Raw genomic sequence first — 16422 nt, 5'->3', positions numbered from 1 at the left:
TCGCCTGTCGGGGGTCGCGTCAGTTGCCGGCGGCGGCCTCGGCGGCCTTCTTCTTCGCCGCGGCGGCCGCGTACTCCTTGAGCTGGGCGAGCACCGGCATCGGGTCCTGGCCGATCTGGGTCGGCAGCTTCTCGGCGATCTCCTCGGCCGTCCAGCGGTCGGCCGCGTACATCGTCTTGATCTCGTGCGGCTGGTCCCACAGCGCGATCTTGGGTCCGGCGGTCGTGTACACCTGGCCGGTGATGTTCTTGGCGTGGTCGGAGAGCAGGAAGACCACCAGCTCGGCGACGTCCTCGGGGTCGCCGATCTCCTTGAGCGTCTGCGGGACACCCTCGGACATCCGGGTGCGGGCCACCGGCGCGACGCAGTTCGCGTTGACGCCGTACTTGTTCAGGCCCAGCGCGGCGGAGCGCACGAAGGAGACGATGCCGCCCTTGGCCGCGGCGTAGTTCGCCTGGGCGACCGAGCCGAGCGCGTACACCCCGGAAGTGAAGCCGACGATCGAGCCGAAGCCCTGGGTCTTCATCACCTTGGAGGCGGCCTGTACGACGGTGAAGGTGCCCTTGAGGTGGGTGGCGATGACGCTGTCCCACTCGTCCTCGGTCATGTTGAAGAGCATGCGCTCGCGCAGGTTGCCCGCGACGGTGACGACGCCGTCGATGCGACCCCACTTCTCGACGCCGGCCTGCACGATGCGGGCGCCGCCCTCCATCGTGGCCACGGAGTCGGCGACCGCGACGGCCTCGCCGCCCAGCGCCTCGATCTCCTTCACCACGGCGTCGGCGACCTCGCTGGTCGGCGCGCTGCCGTCCATGGCGACGCCGTAGTCGTTCACGACGACCTTGGCGCCGTGCGCGGCGGCGGCGAGCGCCACGGCCCGGCCGATGCCGCGGCCGGCGCCGGTGACCGCGATTACCTTGCCCGTGAGGAAGTCACCCATGTGTTGTCCGCTCCTTGTCGGTGGCCTCGCCAGTAGGCCCCGGGAATCGAGGGCCGAGGCCCAGGTCGGGTCGGTCGTGGCACGTCCGGGTCGGTCGGTGCGGCCGGGGCCGCCGGTCCCGCCGGGCGCGGGCGTACAACAGCCTCGCCGCCTTGCGTACGCAAGGTGCGCGGCCTGTGAGAACGCCCTCTCGACATTATCTGACGATCCGTTAGTTTTCCTGGGTAGAGTGCCGCAGCACACAGCACGGCGCACGCTTCCCGGATCCGTTCGAGAATGTGCCCGTGGGTATTCGTGCCCGTCGGCACGTGTCACCACCGCCTGGAGGAGGCCCCCATGTCGCTGCCCCCCGAGTTCCACGAACTGGCCGCACGCGTGAACAACTGGGGCCGCTGGGGACGGGAGGACGAGATCGGGACGATCAACCTGATCACGGACGACGTGGTCCGGGCGGCGGCCGGTTGTGTGCGCACCGGCAAGCGCTTCTCGCTGGCCGTCGAGCTGCGCGAGGACGGCATCCAGAACGGGATGATCCCGGGCCGGGACAACCCCAAGCGCACCACGTTCCTGGTCAACCACGAGGTCTTCGGCCCCGGGACGGTGGCCACCAGCGACGACGCGGTGACGATGGGCATCCAGGCGGGCACCCACTGGGACGGGCTGACCCACGCGACGTACGACGACCGGCTGTACAACGGGCACTCGGCGAAGGAGACGGTCACCGCCGAGGAGGGCGCGCGCAAGCTGGGCATTCACAACGTGAGGACGCTGGTCTCGCGCGGGGTGCTGCTGGACGTGGCGCGGGCCAAGGGGGTGGACATGCTGGCGCCGGAGTACGCGGTGACGCCGGCGGACCTGGAGGCGGCCGAGGAGTTCGGCGACGTGAAGGTGCGCGCGGGCGACATCGTGCTGGTGCGTACGGGGCAGATCCGGCAGTACTTCGCGGGCGAGAAGGACATGTACTTCTACGGCCCGGGTCTGTCGGTGCGCACGCCCGAGTGGTTCCACGCGCGCGATGTGGCGGCGGTGGCCAACGACACGGTGACGTTCGAGGTCTTCCCGCCGGAGATCGAGGACTGCTTCATGGCGGTGCACGCGCTGCACCTGGTGGAGATGGGCATGCTCCAGGGGCAGAACTGGAACCTGGAGGAGCTGTCCGAGGACTGCGCGGCGGACGGCGTGTACGAGTTCTTCCTGGAGGCGTCGCCGGAGCCCTTCGTGGGGGGCGTGGGGACGCCGGTGAATCCGGTGGCGATCAAGTAGGGGCCCGGGGCGGGCGGGCCGTTGCGGGCTCGGGCCGGTCGCTTTGCCGAACACGCGTAGATCGCACGGCGCGCGGGCCCCGGACAGGATCGACCCGTCCCGGGGCCCGCGTGCGTTCCGGGCACCGCGACGAGGCCCGGAACGGCGGCGGTCCCACTTCGTCGAGGAAACCCGGGGCACGACCCGGGCGCCTCGTCGTCCCCTCGCGAACGACCGCCACACTCAGGGTGATCAGTGTCGGACGGCCCGTCAACACCCTCGGGGCGCCGATTTCGCGCGACAGATCACGATTCGTCTGCGCCGCGGTTCGGGCGACACAGCAGTAACTCCGGCAACTTGCGCACCACCGCGCCCACGCGACGCCGTGTCACCGATGCGGTGCGGCGCCACATGAGGCTTTCGGCGGTCGGCAAGTGCTGGACACGCGTTACCCGGTGACGCTCACCGGCAAGCCTTTTGGTCTCCGCGAAGGCCCCGGGGGGACCACGGCGGTGACTTCGGACCACGGCCCACCACCCACCTGCGGCCGCCTTGTCCAACGCGGCGCCCGCAGAGGCCACTTCGTGGGCACGATCACCGCGGGGCGTGAGCCCGCCGGGCCGCGCGGCGGACTTGGCTCGCGCGGTCGGTGGGGCGAGCATCGATCCGACGGGGGGTTGATCGCGGCACCACGACGGGAGGGCTCGCATGGACCACGCGCGATGGCGGCTTGCTCGGGAGCGGCGCCGCGTGGTCGGCGATGTCGAGCTGCCCGAGGTCGCGGCCGTGCGGATGGAGATCCGGGTGGCTTTCGACTTCGGGCAGGCGGTCTACGACCGGCGAACCGCGTCGGGTGTTTCGCAGCGGGAATCGGCCCGCCGAGCGGAGGTGAAGCGGGCGCAGATCGCGCGGCTCGAACTCGGCGGCACGGTGCCCACACCGGGCTTGGCGGCTCGATTGGCGGCGGCGCTCGATGCGGCGGTGCGCGTCACCCTGGACGGGGACGCGTCGGGGGTCGTGCTCACGCCGCACGCCGGCTGAGGTGCTCGGCAGGGGAGGGGGACGGTTGTGGTCGACGGGCTGGTTGCGGGTGTGCTGCGGAATCCTGCGGTGTCCCGGGAGGTTGTGTTGCGGGCGGTGGCCGCGCATGAGCGGCCCGGGGTTCGGGCGGCGTTGGCCGAGGTCGAGTGCTTGCCGCAGGACGTGATCGAGGTGATGCTTGGGCATCCCGATCGTTGGGTGCGCATGGCGTTGGGGACCAATCCGTACGTGGACCCCCTGCAGCGGGCGCGTTTGGTCACGGACTCGGATTGGCGCGTGGTGGCGCGGACGCTGAGCGGTGGGCGGCATCCCGATGGGGATCCGCGTCCGTTGCCGGACGAGGGATACGCGCGGTTTCTCACGTGGGTGATGTCGTTGCGGAGCGATGCCCGCGATCGCATGTTGACTCGGGGCGAGATGCTTCAGGAGTTCCTGGCCGCTCGCGACACGCCGTCGCACATCTTCCGATCGTTCGCGCGACGGCCGGAGCCGGAACTGCGCTCGATGGCGTGCGGGTGGTGGGAAACGCTCACCTCCGCCGAGCGGAGGGCGCTGATCCAAGATCCCGTGCGGGAGGTTCGAGAGCGAGCCGAGAGGGCGGCGGGCGATGCGCGGCGGTGCCTCACCGACATCGACTGGGCACCCATCAACCGTGGCAGTGAGACGGCGATCTCTCGGCGGCAGCTCGCGCGGGCCGATGCCGAGCGGATCGTGTGGGGTGAAGCGCCGGCGCACTATCGGTATCACGCCGCCGGGAATCCGCATTTGCCGGCCGATCTGGTGGCGGTGCTCGGGCGTGATCCCGATCCGGCTGTGCGTTACCGGGTGTCGATGCGGCCGGAATTGACGGAGGGTCAGCGAGCGGCGATCGATTACCGGGTGCCGGAGTTGGAGGATCTGGACGACGCGGTTCGGTACGTCGCGCGTCCGGCGGCGGGCACGCCCGATACGTGGGCGCGTTCTGCGCATGCCGGGATGCGGCGGATCGCGGCTTGTTCGGGTGGGCTCTCGGGGGAGGCGCGGGACGTCCTTGTGGGGGATTCCGACCTCGGGGTGCGGGTGCTGACCTGCCGTCACCAGGCGGGGGTCGCGCCGGAGTTTTTGTTGCGGGCGTATCGGGACTTTCGGGGGCGGCATCGGGAGCGGCTGACCTGGCGGCCGGGGTTTCCGACGCGTGGGCTTGCTCGGTTCGCCGATGATCCGGATCCCGGGATGCGGGAGTTGGTGCTGCGGGATCCGGACGCGCCGATCGAGGTGGTCGTCCGGTTGCTCGCCGATTCGGAGCGGTGTGTGCGTACGGCGCTCGCGCGGCATCCGGCACTGGCGGGCGAGCGGTTGCTCGCGGTGTTGGACGACCCGGAACTCGGGCCGAGTGCGGCGGCCAATCCCGCGCTTCCGGGCGCGGTGATGTGGCGGATTCTTGATTTCGCCGGGGTGGGGCGTGTGGGGTGAAGTCGCTGCTGTGGCACCGGTGGTGAACCGCGCGTGGTGGTGACACGTGTGTGATTACGGGCTGATCAGAGGTGGTCTCGGGGTGATACGAGAGGACTGTCACAACCGGCTGACTGCTCATCAGTTCCGGGCTAGAGTGCCGCGCGGGTACGCGTGCGCGCTCGGAATTCGGTTCCGGAGACGGTCGGGTCGGTCAGCCGTCGAGCGCCCCGGCTCGTCAGCCCATTTCCGATGGAGGAGGAACCGGTGAAGGGCGTTCTTTTCGACGGCAAGGAAGCCTCGATCGTCGACGACCTGGAGGTCCGCGCACCCGGGGCCAACGAGGTCTTGGTGAAGATCGGCGCGGCCGGTCTGTGCCACAGCGACATCTCGGTGATCAACGGCACCATCCCCTTCCCGCCCCCGGTCGTACTCGGGCACGAGGGCGCGGGAGTCGTGGAGGCCGTGGGCGAGTTGGTGACCCACGTCAAGGCCGGCGACCACGTCGCGCTGTCCACGCTGGCCTCGTGCGGCGCGTGCCGGGAGTGCGACCGGGGTCGGCCGACGATGTGCGCCAAGAGCTTCGGTCAGCTCAACCAGCCGTTCACGCGCGGCGGCAAGCCGGTCTACAACTTCGCGGGCCTGTCGGTGTTCGCCGAGCGGATCGTGGTCAAGGGCGTCCAGGCGGTGAAGATCCCGAAGGACATCCCGTTGGCCTCCGCCGCGCTGATCGGCTGCGGAGTGCTGACGGGGGTCGGTGCGGTGCTCAACCGGGCGAAGGTGCAGCCCGGCGACACGGTCGCGGTGATCGGTACCGGCGGCATCGGGCTGAACGTGATCCAGGGCGCGAAGCTCGCGGGCGCGGTCCGGATCGTGGCCGTCGACGCGAACCCGGCGAAGGAGGCGGTGGCGCGCGAGTTCGGCGCGACCGACTTCGTCGACGCGCGTGCCGTGGAGGACTCGGTCAAGGCGGTACAGGCACTTGTCCCGGGCGGCGTGGACCACGCGTTCGAGTGCGTCGGGCACGTCGCGGTGATCCGCAACGCGATCGACATGCTCGGCCGGGCCGGCCAGGCGATCATCCTGGGCGTCGCGCCGTCGGACGCCGAGGCGTCGTTCCACGTGTCCTCGATGTTCCTGGACAAGTCGATCATGGGCTGCCGCTACGGCTCCTCGCGCCCGCAGTACGACATCGCCCGCTACGCCGACCTGTACCGGACCGGCGCCCTCAAGCTCGACGAACTGGTCACCCAGACCTACGCGTTGGACGACTTCCACCAGGCGGTGGAGGACGCCGAGGCGGGCAAGGTCGCCCGAGGTGTCTTCGTCTTCTGACGTCGGCCCCCTCGGCCGGCGCCCCGGTGGCTTCCACCGGCGATCGCCGCGGTGTCGAAGCGCGTCCCTCGTGGTCGAGGGGCGCGCTTCCGTTTTTGATCAAGGACGATTCCCGAGTTTTTCATTGCCCTCTACAACAGACGGGATATAGTTTCTGCCACGCTGCGAACCGGGGGGATTGCGATGGCGGAAAAGTTCTCTGTCGACTTTGCGTGGCTGGATGCACTGATATCCGGGTTCGACGGCTCGACCCAGGCCGCGAAATGGGCGCTGGACGCACTCCACGAGACCGGCCCGATTCGTACCGGGCACAAGGATCTCGACACCGCCTGTGATCACTTCAAGGACAAGTGGTCGAAGCGGGTCAAGGATTTCCAGGACCGGATCGGGGAATTCCGCAAGGCCGTCGACGACTCCAAGCGGGCCTACGCGGTGACCGACGAGCGCACGGCCACGTCCATGAGCACGCTGCGATCCACGCTCGCTCCGAACGGCTCGTCCGCGCCGACCGGGGCCGTGACCACGGCCGCGGGTGCGCCGAGCCGGATCGGGGAGGCGTTCGCGTGAGTTCGGCCGAGAAGGAGTTTCCGGGGCTGCGGTTCGATCCGGCGCCCGGGCTGCTGCCGGCGCTTGCGCTGCTGGCCGAGAAGGTGCGCCAGGCATCGGGGCAGGTGGGCAATGTACGCACCGAGATGGAGAAGACGCTGCGGGACCCCGGGGCCTGGAGCGGGTTGGCCGGCGGCAGTTGCCACGACGCCGTGCAGCACATCTATCCCGAGGTGTGGATCATGCACGACGCCCTGTCCGGCGTCGAACGCACCATCGGCGAATGGTCGTTCCTGCTCGCCGAGTATCAGCGCTCGCGTACGGAACTGGAGGCCCAGGCGGTGGCGGCCCGGGCCCGGGTGAAGCAGATGGAGGGGAATCCGGACGTCGATCTGCGGTTCTTCGAGGTGATGACCACGTCCGGCAAGGAGCAGGAGGCCCTGCTCACGCGGCACGCGGAGGCGAAGAAGGCGCTGGAACAGGCCGAAGACGACCTGGACGCGATTCTCGATTCCGCCAAGGACCTGAAAAGGCAGCACGACGAATCGGCCCGGAGTATCGCCAAGCGCATCCGGGAAATCGCGGACCACCCGCCGGATCGCAATACGACGAGCTTCGGGGGATCCAACCTCATCCCGCCCTACTTCACGAAGCCGCCGCTTCTCCGGGGGGACACCGGCCCCAAGCGCGAATTCAACGTCACCGATCCCACGGCCAGGGATCGCGCGACCGAACTGGCGGCCATGGCCATGGTCGCGGCGCAGGACGGGTATTTCGGCAACGATCGTGCGGCCTCCTACATGAAGTACTGGCTCGAAGGCGACGGGCGGGACGTCCAGTTCGACGCGCAGGAGTTCCTGAAGGCGGATCCCGCGTTTCAGAAGATCCTCAACGACACCATGCGGTCGAATGCTCCGAGTGGTAATTTCGACACCGGGTGGCAGGGCGGCAGCGTGGCCCGGGACATGGAGAACGGACCGGTCACGCCCGAGTTGCAGGATTTCTATTACACGATGAACGGCTATCAGTATCGGATCGTCGGCACCGACTTCAAGATGGTCAACGGCCATCCGGAGGGCACGATCCGGGTCGACATCTACAAGCGCTACAACTGGGGCAATCCCGAGGGCGGCGCACACAGAAACGACATCGAGGGTGTCCCGCAGAACGACCTGGCCCGACTCAACGAGACGGGTTTGGCCCACGACTTCGACATCGTGGGCAGCACGACGTGGTACATGGCCCCGGGGCTGGTCGGGTGACGTCCTCGGGCGTGGCGAGGAGGGGCGCCCGGCGCGCACTGTTTCTGGCGGGCGCCTTCTGCGTGGGCATGCTGGTGCTCGGGCTGCTGGGCTATGGGGCGCTGCGTTTGTTCCTGTGGCATCCCTGGTCGGACGACGAGCGTGACTCGCGCGCCGACCCGGGGAGCGGCGACGTATCGCTGAGCGAGTCGCTGCGGCTGACCGGACTTACGCTGCCGCCGGGGGCCACGAATGTGCGCTATTACGTGAGGGCGAACATGCGCGGGACGCTCGTGCAGCTGACGTATCGGATCCCCTGCGGCACGGTCCCGGGGGTGCTGGCGGACGCGAAACTGACCACCCCGGTCGCGATGGACGCCATCGGCGCGCAGAACATCCGCCGCTTCGCCGAACGCCACGGCTGGCGGCCCGAGGTGGGCACGACCTCGGCGCTCACCGACACGAGGACGTGGCCCACGACGGCCCTGGTGAACACGCCGCCGGCGGGGGTGGATTGCTCGGTGTACCTGGACGCCTTCAACTGACCGGCGGTATCCGGCGACGCCCCGGGGTCGATCGCGCTTGACTTCAAGTGAACTTGAAGTCCTACGGTCGCCGCATGACCTGCACGCAGTGCAGGATCCGCGCCGATGTGCCAGGAGGACGTGCCATGACCACCCAGCAGATCTCCGATGCCGAACTCGCCGGACAGCCCGCCGCGTACTGGACCGGTGTCGCCTACGAAGCGCTCATCGCCTACACCCGGGCCCGGCAGGCCGAGAAGGGCTACACCCAGCCGCAGTTCTGGCTGCTGCGCAATCTGTCGGCGAACGACATCTCGCCGGACGGCGCGGGGATGACCGTGCCGGAACTGCGGGCGGCGATGGCCTCCTACCTCCGCCCCGAGGACGACTTGGCGGCGGAGTCCGAGGCGCTCGTGGAGCGCGGTTGGTTGACCCGCGACGCCGAGGGCCGCCTGTTCCTCACCGAGGCGGGCGAACAGGCCCGCGTCGACCTTGCCCGCAACGCCCCGGCGATCCGTGCGGCCCTCCACGAGGGCATTGCCGACGCGGACTACGTCACGACGCTCAAGGTCCTCCAACGCCTGATCCACAACGCGGGCGGCCCGGCCGCGTGACGGACCGGCGCCTGGGCCGGATGCCCTGGCCCGGCGAGTTCGCGGGTGGGGACCTTTGGTCGCGAACGATGTCTCGGACGCCCCGCGTCCGGACCTTCTCCGTCCGGACGCCCGCCTGGTGTCGACCCGTCGGTACACAATGCTCGGCATGGCGCGTTTTGAGAATCAGGATCTGACCGACGCCGAGTTTCGCGAGTGCGACCTGACCCGCGCTCGGCTGATCGGCGTGGTGATGCGGGACGTCGTGATCGACGGGCTGGTCGGCAACCTGGTGGTCAACGGCGTGGAGGTGACGCCCTACATCGAGGCCGAGCTGGACCGGCGGTATCCGGTTCGGTTGCCGATGCGCTCGGACGACCCGGCCGATCTGCGGAAAGCCCATCGACGGCTACGGGACGACTGGGCGAGGACGGTCGAGCGGCTCCGTGCGATGGCCGCGGGCTCCGAGCACCGGCGTGTCGCCGGCGAGTGGTCGGCAGTGGAGACCCTGCGCCACCTGGTTTTCGTACACGACTCGTGGTTTCGCCGCTGTTGCCTGGGATCGACCCGGCCCTTCACTCGGATCGGGTTGGCGTCCGACTTCGTGCCCGATCAGGAGGAACAGGGCCTCGATCGAGCGGCGACCCCGGGTCTCGACGAGGTACTGGCCGTGCGATACGAGCAGTCCGCCGAACTGGAGCGTTGGCTGGCGACCGTGACGGTCGACGAGCTGTCCGCGGTCGCTCCCGTTCCCGCGGGACCGGGCTGGCCACCGTACGCCGTGGGCAAGTCGGTGGTCGAGTGCCTGCGGGTGGTACTGGACGAGGACTGGGCACACCACGGGTTCTGCGTCCGTGACCTCGACACGCAGGAACGCTGAGCCGGGTCCTTGACGTTGGTCCCGATCATGCGGTCGCTCTTCGGAGTGATCGTCCGCTGCGAGAGCCGGGGCGGTGGCTTCCGGATCCGAGCTGTGGACAGCCCCGCAGGCCCCCTGGCGCCGATGCCGTGATCCGCCGTGGCCGGTGTGATCACGGCGTCGGAGCCTTTCTGGACAGCCCCGTTCACCGGGCTGAGCCAGTGCGACTTCAGCATGCCGACCACGATGCCTCGTTGTGACGGAGGACCGGTCCTGTTGATCGCCGCCTCCTGGCGCGCCAACCAGACGGGACGGCCATTAGAGCAGGTGGTCGGCTTTTCCGGCTTTGATGTCGCGGATGAGGGTGCGGAGGGCGTCGATGGTGTCGGTGAGGTAGGTGTCCTCGTGCCCGGCGACGGCGATGTAGGCGTTGCCGTCGGCGTCGGTGCCGAGGCGGAAGCAGTTCCCGGAGTCCTGGCAGAAGGGCTCATCCCAGGTGATGTCAGGCATGCGTTCTCCTAGAACTGGTGGGCGATCGAGCGGATCAGGTCGCGCGTTCCGGATTCCGGAAGGGCGATCCGTTCCATCTGGTCGAGTTGGAGACTGAACTTGCGGAGTTGGGCCCCGACATGCAGGAACTCGGCGACGTTTGTGCGGTCCAGCTGCACCGTGTCCAGGCTCGGTACCTCGGCGTGGGCGTAGAGGAAGGCCTGCCCGGAGCCGGGGAACGCCCCAGCCGAGAACGGGATGGCTCGTACGGCGATGTTGGCGTGACCCATCAACTCCAGTATGTGGTCAAGCTGTTCGTGCAGCACGCGGCGACCGCCGACCTCGATGCGGAGTGCGGCCTCGTGAATTATGGCCGTGTACGTGGGTGCGCCCGGGCGATCGAGCGACTTTCGACGTTGCGTTCGGTGAGAGACCCGGGCCTCGAACTCGTCGTCGGGGAGCGATGGAATCGCTGCTTGGAAGAGGGCGCGGGCGTATGGCTCAGTTTGGAAGGGCCCGGGGATGTGCGCCATCGTGCTCATCCGCAGGTCCCGGGAGAACCACTCCAATTCGGCGATGTCCAGGAACGTCGGCGGTAGGACGTCTCGGAAGTCTTCCCACCAGCCCTTGGTCCGGTCGGCACCCATGCCTGCCAGGGCGTCGACCAACTCTTGGTCCGTGCAGTCGTAGTTGTAGGCCATGCGCCGCACCCGCTCGGGACTGATCCCATGGCGGCCCGCTTCCGTGCTGGTGATGACGGTTCGGTTCGTCGCCAGGAGCGAGGCCGCCTGCTCCGTGGACAGGCCGGCGGCCTCACGCAGCTTGCGAAGTTCGGCGCCCAGGCGTTGCTGGCGAGCGGTTGGGTTACTCCTCGGCGCCACACGCGCTCCCTGCGTACATGCTGCTCAGTCTGCCCCGCTTCCAAGCCTTGGGCCAACGTCCTTTGGCAAGCGGGTGGCACATGTGCTCCCAAGGCCCTACGGTGAGTACTGCTTCAAGTACGCAAAGCGATGCCGGAAGTGCACCGCGTTGGCGTGCTCGCCTGTTCCGGGGTGGGTGTGTCGCGCTCGGGAGGTAGGCCACCGGTTTCGTCGGCGGCGCGTGTTCGGCGCGCCTGTGCTCATCACGGCTGTTTTGTCGAGGAGTTGGCCATGTCCGAAACCCTCTGTTCCGACGATCGATGTTCGCCTCCGATTCCCGTTGTTCCGTCGCACTGGAGTCTTCCCGCCGAGCCGGCCTCGGTGCGTTGCGCTCGGCGGGCTGTCGTGGGGGCTCTTCCGCGTGATTGTTCTGCCGAGATGGTGGATGAACTCGTGCTACTGGCCTCCGAGTTGGTGACGAACGCGGTGCGATACGGGGCGCGGCGGCCGGTCGAGATGGTGCTCTGGTTCGTGGACGGGTACGTCTGGCTCGCCGTCTCCGACCACGGATCCGGGCGGCCTCGGGTCGGCTCGCCCGGGCGGCGGGACTGCGGTGGGCGGGGGTTGTTGCTCGTGGATCGGGTCGCCGATGTGTGGGCGGTGGTGGCGCGGCCCGGGTGCGGCAAGTCGGTCGTGGTGGGGATGCGGCGGCGGTGACCGGCGGTGCGCCGGCTCGACGCGTCGGGTGGGGAAGATCCGGATCGGGGGATGGTGATCGAGGGCTTTCGGGTGTGACGCTGATTGGCAAAGACGGTCCAGAATAGGCGACTTGGTCGGTGGTTCGGTCGAAGTTCGGGGAATCGGTGTCAAGTTCGGTCGATTCTGTGGGTCTTGGGAATTCATGGGTTATCCGCGTAACCCGTCAGTCCCGCTTTCAGTTGATCGGATAGGTTCCGCGCGTCCCGGCGGCGCCTCTAAACTCGCTCCGCTGCGGCCCCAGGTCCCACGGACCGCGGTTTGGTACCCGATCGGCGCCTCGGGCCACGCGCGGGGTGTCCGCTGGAGAGGAGCCCTACCGCCTCATGCCGACTCCGCACGAAGATCCGCACGATCGTCCCCCCGAGCCCGCTTCCGAACTGGTCGCCGAGCTTGAGCCGGAACCGGACTCCGCCGCCGTCCCGGCTCCGCGCGTGCCGTACGTCGACGATCGCACCGGGTATCTGGAGATGGAACAGGATCCGAGGTTCGGGGCGCTGAAACGGCGTCAACGTTCCTTCATCTTCCCGGTGACCGCCGCATTCCTCGCGTGGTTCCTGCTGTACGTGGTGATGTCCGCCTACGCGCGCGACTTCATGGCCAAGGAACTGATGAACCACATCAACGTCGCCCTGGTGTTCGGTCTGCTCCAGTTCGTGTCGACGTTCCTGATCGCCTGGGCCTATTCGCGATTCGCGCGTACCCGACTCGACCCCGTCGCCACCGAACTGCGAGAGGAACTCGAAGCGTGAATCTTTCTCTCGAACTCGCCGCGAAGTCCAGCAACCGAGGCTGGACGTTCGCGATGTTCGCCATACTGGTCGTGGTGACTCTCGGCATCACCTTCTGGGCGAGCCGCAAGAACCGTACGGCGGCGGACTTCTACGCCGGCGGCCGCTCGTTCACCTCACTCCAGAACGGCCTGGCGATCGGCGGCGACTACATGTCGGCCGCGTCCTTCCTCGGCATCGCGGGCATCCTGGCGTTGTCCGGCTACGACGGGTTCCTGTACTCCATCGGCTTCCTCGTCGCCTGGCTGGTGGCACTGCTCCTGGTCGCCGAACCGATGCGCAACTCCGGCCGGTTCACCATGGCCGACGTGCTCGCGAACCGGATGCGCGAACGTCCCGTGCGAACGGCCGCGAGCGTGTCCACGATCGTGGTGTCGATCTTCTACCTGATCGCACAGATGGTCGGCGCGGCCTCGGTCGTCTCGCTTCTGCTCGACGTCAAGAGCGACGCCGCGCAGATCTCGGTCATCGCGGCGGTCGGCGCGCTGATGATCGTGTACGTCACCGTCGGCGGCATGAAGGGCACCTCCTGGGTGCAGATCGTCAAGGCCGGCCTGCTGATGGTGGGCGCGTTCGTGATGTGCGTGTGGGTGCTGGCCAAGTTCGACTTCAACGTGGCGGACCTGCTCGGCACGGCGGCGAGCAAGTCCGGTTCGGGCGAGTCGTTCCTGCAGCCGGGGCTCAAGTACGGTGCCACCGACGGCTGGTCGAAGATCGACCTGATCTCGCTCGGTCTGGCCCTCGTGCTCGGTACGGCGGGCCTGCCGCACATCCTGGTCCGCTTCTACACCGTGCCCAACGCGCGCGTCGCGCGCCGCTCGGTGACCTGGGCGATCGCCATCATCGGGGTGTTCTACCTGATGACCCTGATCCTGGGCTTCGGCGCCGCCGCGCTGATCGGCAGCAAGGAGATCAAGAAGGCCGATCCGAGCGGCAACACCGCCGCGACCCGGCTCGCCGAACACCTCGGCGGCGGCGCGGGTACCACCGGCGGCGCGCTGATGCTGGCCTTCATCGCCGCGGTGGCCTTCGCGACCATCCTGGCCGTGGTGGCCGGGCTCACCCTCGCGTCGTCCTCGTCGTTCGCGCACGACCTGTACGCGAACGTCTTCCGCAAGGGCCGCACCACCGACAAGGACGAGGTCAAGGTCGCGCGGATCTCGGCGCTGGTGATCGGTACGGCCGCGATCGTACTGTCGGTGTTCGCCCGCGAGTTGAACGTGGCGTTCCTGGTCGCGCTGGCGTTCGCGATCGCCGCCTCGGCGAACCTGCCGGCCATCCTGTTCTCGCTGTTCTGGAAGAACTTCAACACGCGCGGCGCGGTGTTCGGCATCTACGGCGGCCTGGTCACCTCGGTGCTCGTGGTGTTGTTGTCCCCGATCTGCTGGGGCGGGGCCACCGACACGAAGCCCGCGATCAAGCAGTTGACGGCCAAGCAGGCGTCGGACTGCGACGTCTCGAAGGACCGCAAGGACGTGGGCAACGCCACGGCGCTGTTCAGCTGTACGACGCCGGCGCCGATCCCGCTGGAGAACCCGGGCATCATCTCGATCCCGGTCGGCTTCGCGTGCGCCGCGATCGGCGCGCTGTCGGCCCGCCGCCGGCGTACCGACGACGACGACCGCAAGTTCGCCGAACTCGAGGTCAGGGCCCTGACCGGAGCCGGCGCGCACTGATCGCACACCGCCACGGTCCCGGACTCCGGTCCCGGCGACTCGCGCCCGGGTCCGGGATCGTGGCTACCCGTTGCGGCTGGGGTGGCCGAAGCGGCCCTTGTAGAACAGCAGCGGCGCGCACTCCACGCGCGGCGCGTCGAGGGCCTGGACCCGGCCGATCACGATCTCGTGGTCGCCGCCGTCCACCACGCTCTCCAGCGTGCAGTCGATCCAGGCCAGGACGTCGTCCAGCCTCGGCGATCCGGTCGGCGTCGGGGCGTGGGAGACGCCGGCGAACTTGTCGGCGCCGCTGACCGCGAAGGCGCGGCACAGGGCTTCCTGGTCCTCGGCGAGCACGTTGACGCAGAAGCGGCCGCCCGGGCGGATCCGCGGCCACGTGGTGGAGGTCTTGGCGACGAAGAAGGTGACCAGCGGCGGGTCGAGCGAGAGCGAGGCGAAGGACTGGCACGCGAAGCCCACCGGGGTGTCGCCGTCGAGCGCAGTGATCACCGTCACGCCGCTGGCGAAGTGGCCGAGGACGTGTCGGAACGTGGCGGCCTCGACGATGCCGTCGCCCTCGGGCAGGGCGATCGCGGCGGGATCCGCCGGCTTCGTGCTCGCTGCGTCGATCTTGCCCATGATGGACTTCCTCGCAGGTGTCTAGGGGCGTCGGGTCTGTGACGCTACGTCACCCGATTTCCTTGCGTCAATCAAACGAGAGCGGGTCCTTCGTCACATCTGACGACTCGTCAGTTGCCTTGTGGCGTAAGGCACATCCGCCCGTCGGCGGGCCGTGGTGGGGGTCCTCGGCCGGCCGCCGGCGTTCGATTACCAGCCGTAGTACTCCGGCTTGCGACGCTCCATCAGCGACGCGACTCCCTCGTTGGCGTCGCGCGAGGTCATGTTCGCCTCGACGATGCGGGCCTCCTCGTCGAAGGCCGTCGTGCGGTCGCTTTCGAGGGAGCGGTTCACCAGGTGCTTGGTGAACGCGTACGCCCGGGTGGGGCCCGTGGCCAGGCGCTCGGCCCATTCGCGGGCCGTGGCGTCGAGTTCGTCGGCGGGGACGACCTTGTTCACGACGCCGATCCGGAGTGCCTCGGCGGCGGGGAGGTCGTCGCCGAAGAACATGAGTTCCTTGGCCTTCTGTGGGCCGACCAGGCGGGGGAGGAGGTAGGCGCTGCCGCCGTCCGGGACCAGGCCGCGACGGGTGAAGATCTGGATGAAGCGGGCCGAGTCGGCGGCGATCACGAGGTCGCAGGCGAGGGCGAGGCTCATGCCGTAGCCGGCGGTGGTGCCGTTGATTGCTGCGAGCACGGGCTTTTCGCAGTCCAGGATCGCGTTGGTGAGGCGTTGGACGCCCGTCTTCATCATGCGGGTGGCGTAGCCGGTGGGGCGGGTGGGGGGTTGGGGGGTGTCGGTGTCCGTGGCCGTGGCCGTGTCCGTGTTCGCGTCTTCGGCTTGGGCTGCGGCTTCGGCGAGGAGGGACTTGGTGCCGGGGCTGCTGCGGAGGTCCATGCCGGTACAGAAGTGCTTTTGGCCTGCGGCGGTGAGGATTACGGCTCGGATCTGTTCCGTTGCGGAGGCCTCTGCCAGGAGGTCGATCAGGAGTTCGCGTTGGGACCAGGTGAGGGAGTTGCTGGCTGCGGGGCGGTTGAGGGTGAGGGTCAGGACGCCGGCGCGCACGCTGTGCAGCAGGTCTTGGTCGGGGGTGGTCATGGTGGCTCCTGGGTGGGTTGGCCGTCCTCGAGCGCCGGACGGGCTGGTCGTGCGTTGGCCTCAAATGCCGGCCGGGCTGGACCGGGTTGTGTCCGGCGTGGGCTTTGGTTTGGTTTGGGTTGGCCTCATGCGCCGGCCGGGCTGAGTGGCCTCATGCGCCGGGCGGGCTGGGAGGTTTGTGTCTGGCGTCGAGTGTTGGTCTGGTTGGGGTGGCCTCAAACGCCGGCCGGGCTGAGTGGCCTCATGCGCCGGCCGGGCTGGGAGGTTTGTGTCTGGCGTGGTGTGTCGGTCTGGTTGGGTGGCCTCAAGCGCCGGCCGGGCTGAGTGGCCTCATGCGCCGGGCGGGCTGGGAGGTTTGTGTCTGGCGTCGAGTGTTGGTCTGGTTGGGGTGGCCTCAAACGCG

Annotated in this window: 17 protein-coding genes; 12 read left to right on the top strand and 5 right to left on the bottom strand. The window is 68.7% G+C overall.

All coding sequences use genetic code 11. The features are described 5' to 3' along the window. Nucleotides 1-19: 19 nt before the first annotated feature. Nucleotides 20-940, bottom strand: coding sequence for an SDR family oxidoreductase (locus ACFRCG_RS25150; protein ID WP_380035083.1), 921 nt, complete (start codon nt 938-940; stop codon nt 20-22). 336 nt (nt 941-1276) lie between these two features. Here ACFRCG_RS25150 and ACFRCG_RS25145 point away from each other — a divergent pair, with 336 nt between their 5' ends. From ACFRCG_RS25145 to ACFRCG_RS25105, 9 genes are all read left to right on the top strand, one after another. Then, nucleotides 1277-2203, top strand: coding sequence for a cyclase family protein (locus tag ACFRCG_RS25145; protein WP_380035080.1), 927 nt, complete (start codon nt 1277-1279; stop codon nt 2201-2203). A 687-nt stretch (nt 2204-2890) separates the two neighbouring features. Then, on the top strand, nt 2891-3223 hold the full coding sequence (locus tag ACFRCG_RS25140; protein ID WP_380035077.1) for a multiprotein-bridging factor 1 family protein: 333 nt from the start codon (nt 2891-2893) through the stop codon (nt 3221-3223). Between the two features lie 69 nt (nt 3224-3292). Then, nucleotides 3293-4675 (top strand): hypothetical protein, encoded by a 1383-nt coding sequence (locus ACFRCG_RS25135; RefSeq protein ID WP_380035074.1) that lies wholly within the window; start codon nt 3293-3295, stop codon nt 4673-4675. A 246-nt stretch (nt 4676-4921) separates the two neighbouring features. Further along, nucleotides 4922-5989, top strand: a complete 1068-nt coding sequence (locus tag ACFRCG_RS25130; protein WP_380035071.1) for a Zn-dependent alcohol dehydrogenase — start codon at nt 4922-4924, stop codon at nt 5987-5989. A gap of 183 nt (nt 5990-6172) precedes the next feature. After that, nucleotides 6173-6556 carry a hypothetical protein gene (locus ACFRCG_RS25125; protein ID WP_380035068.1) on the top strand — a complete coding sequence of 128 codons (384 nt, stop codon included), beginning with the start codon at nt 6173-6175 and terminating at the stop codon, nt 6554-6556. Next, nucleotides 6553-7797 carry a hypothetical protein gene (locus ACFRCG_RS25120; protein WP_380035065.1) on the top strand — a complete coding sequence of 415 codons (1245 nt, stop codon included), beginning with the start codon at nt 6553-6555 and terminating at the stop codon, nt 7795-7797. The genes ACFRCG_RS25125 and ACFRCG_RS25120 overlap by 4 nt, the downstream gene beginning before the upstream one ends. An 11-nt stretch (nt 7798-7808) precedes the next feature. Next, nucleotides 7809-8321 (top strand): hypothetical protein, encoded by a 513-nt coding sequence (locus tag ACFRCG_RS25115; protein WP_380035063.1) that lies wholly within the window; start codon nt 7809-7811, stop codon nt 8319-8321. A 125-nt stretch (nt 8322-8446) separates the two neighbouring features. Next, the gene (locus tag ACFRCG_RS25110) at nt 8447-8914 is read left to right on the top strand and encodes a MarR family transcriptional regulator (RefSeq protein WP_380035060.1); all 468 of its coding nucleotides are present in this window, start codon (nt 8447-8449) and stop codon (nt 8912-8914) included. 148 nt (nt 8915-9062) lie between these two features. Then, entirely contained in the window at nt 9063-9773 is a 711-nt protein-coding gene (locus ACFRCG_RS25105; RefSeq protein WP_380035057.1) for a DinB family protein, read from the top strand. Between the two features lie 297 nt (nt 9774-10070). Here ACFRCG_RS25105 and ACFRCG_RS25100 read toward each other — a convergent pair whose 3' ends face one another. Together ACFRCG_RS25100 and ACFRCG_RS25095 are read right to left on the bottom strand one after the other, a co-directional pair. Beyond that, nucleotides 10071-10262: a hypothetical protein gene (locus ACFRCG_RS25100; protein ID WP_380035054.1), complete on the bottom strand. Its 192-nt coding sequence runs from the start codon at nt 10260-10262 to the stop codon at nt 10071-10073. Nucleotides 10263-10270: 8 nt separating this feature from the next. After that, nucleotides 10271-11122: a helix-turn-helix domain-containing protein gene (locus tag ACFRCG_RS25095; protein WP_380035051.1), complete on the bottom strand. Its 852-nt coding sequence runs from the start codon at nt 11120-11122 to the stop codon at nt 10271-10273. 129 nt (nt 11123-11251) lie between these two features. Here ACFRCG_RS25095 and ACFRCG_RS25090 point away from each other — a divergent pair, with 129 nt between their 5' ends. The 3 genes from ACFRCG_RS25090 (at nt 11252) to ACFRCG_RS25080 (ending at nt 14324) form a co-directional block, all read left to right on the top strand. After that, nucleotides 11252-11818, top strand: coding sequence for an ATP-binding protein (locus tag ACFRCG_RS25090; RefSeq protein ID WP_380035048.1), 567 nt, complete (start codon nt 11252-11254; stop codon nt 11816-11818). A 365-nt stretch (nt 11819-12183) separates the two neighbouring features. Next, nucleotides 12184-12609 (top strand): DUF485 domain-containing protein, encoded by a 426-nt coding sequence (locus tag ACFRCG_RS25085; RefSeq protein ID WP_380035045.1) that lies wholly within the window; start codon nt 12184-12186, stop codon nt 12607-12609. Between the two features lie 53 nt (nt 12610-12662). Beyond that, nucleotides 12663-14324, top strand: coding sequence for a cation acetate symporter (locus ACFRCG_RS25080; RefSeq protein WP_380035198.1), 1662 nt, complete (start codon nt 12663-12665; stop codon nt 14322-14324). A 63-nt stretch (nt 14325-14387) separates the two neighbouring features. On the opposite strand, the gene ACFRCG_RS25075 is transcribed toward ACFRCG_RS25080, so the two are convergent. Both ACFRCG_RS25075 and ACFRCG_RS25070 read right to left on the bottom strand, forming a co-directional pair. After that, nucleotides 14388-14942 carry a flavin reductase family protein gene (locus tag ACFRCG_RS25075; protein ID WP_379999252.1) on the bottom strand — a complete coding sequence of 185 codons (555 nt, stop codon included), beginning with the start codon at nt 14940-14942 and terminating at the stop codon, nt 14388-14390. A 189-nt stretch (nt 14943-15131) separates the two neighbouring features. Further along, nucleotides 15132-16019, bottom strand: a complete 888-nt coding sequence (locus ACFRCG_RS25070; protein ID WP_380035042.1) for an enoyl-CoA hydratase/isomerase family protein — start codon at nt 16017-16019, stop codon at nt 15132-15134. Nucleotides 16020-16422: the final 403 nt, after the last annotated feature.

Origin of the sequence: Embleya sp. NPDC056575, from assembly GCF_042793325.1 — a bacterium.
Lineage (GTDB): Bacteria > Actinomycetota > Actinomycetes > Streptomycetales > Streptomycetaceae > Embleya.
The sequence above is the reverse complement of the archived record's forward strand: the minus strand, read 5'-3'. Positions and strand labels throughout refer to the sequence as shown.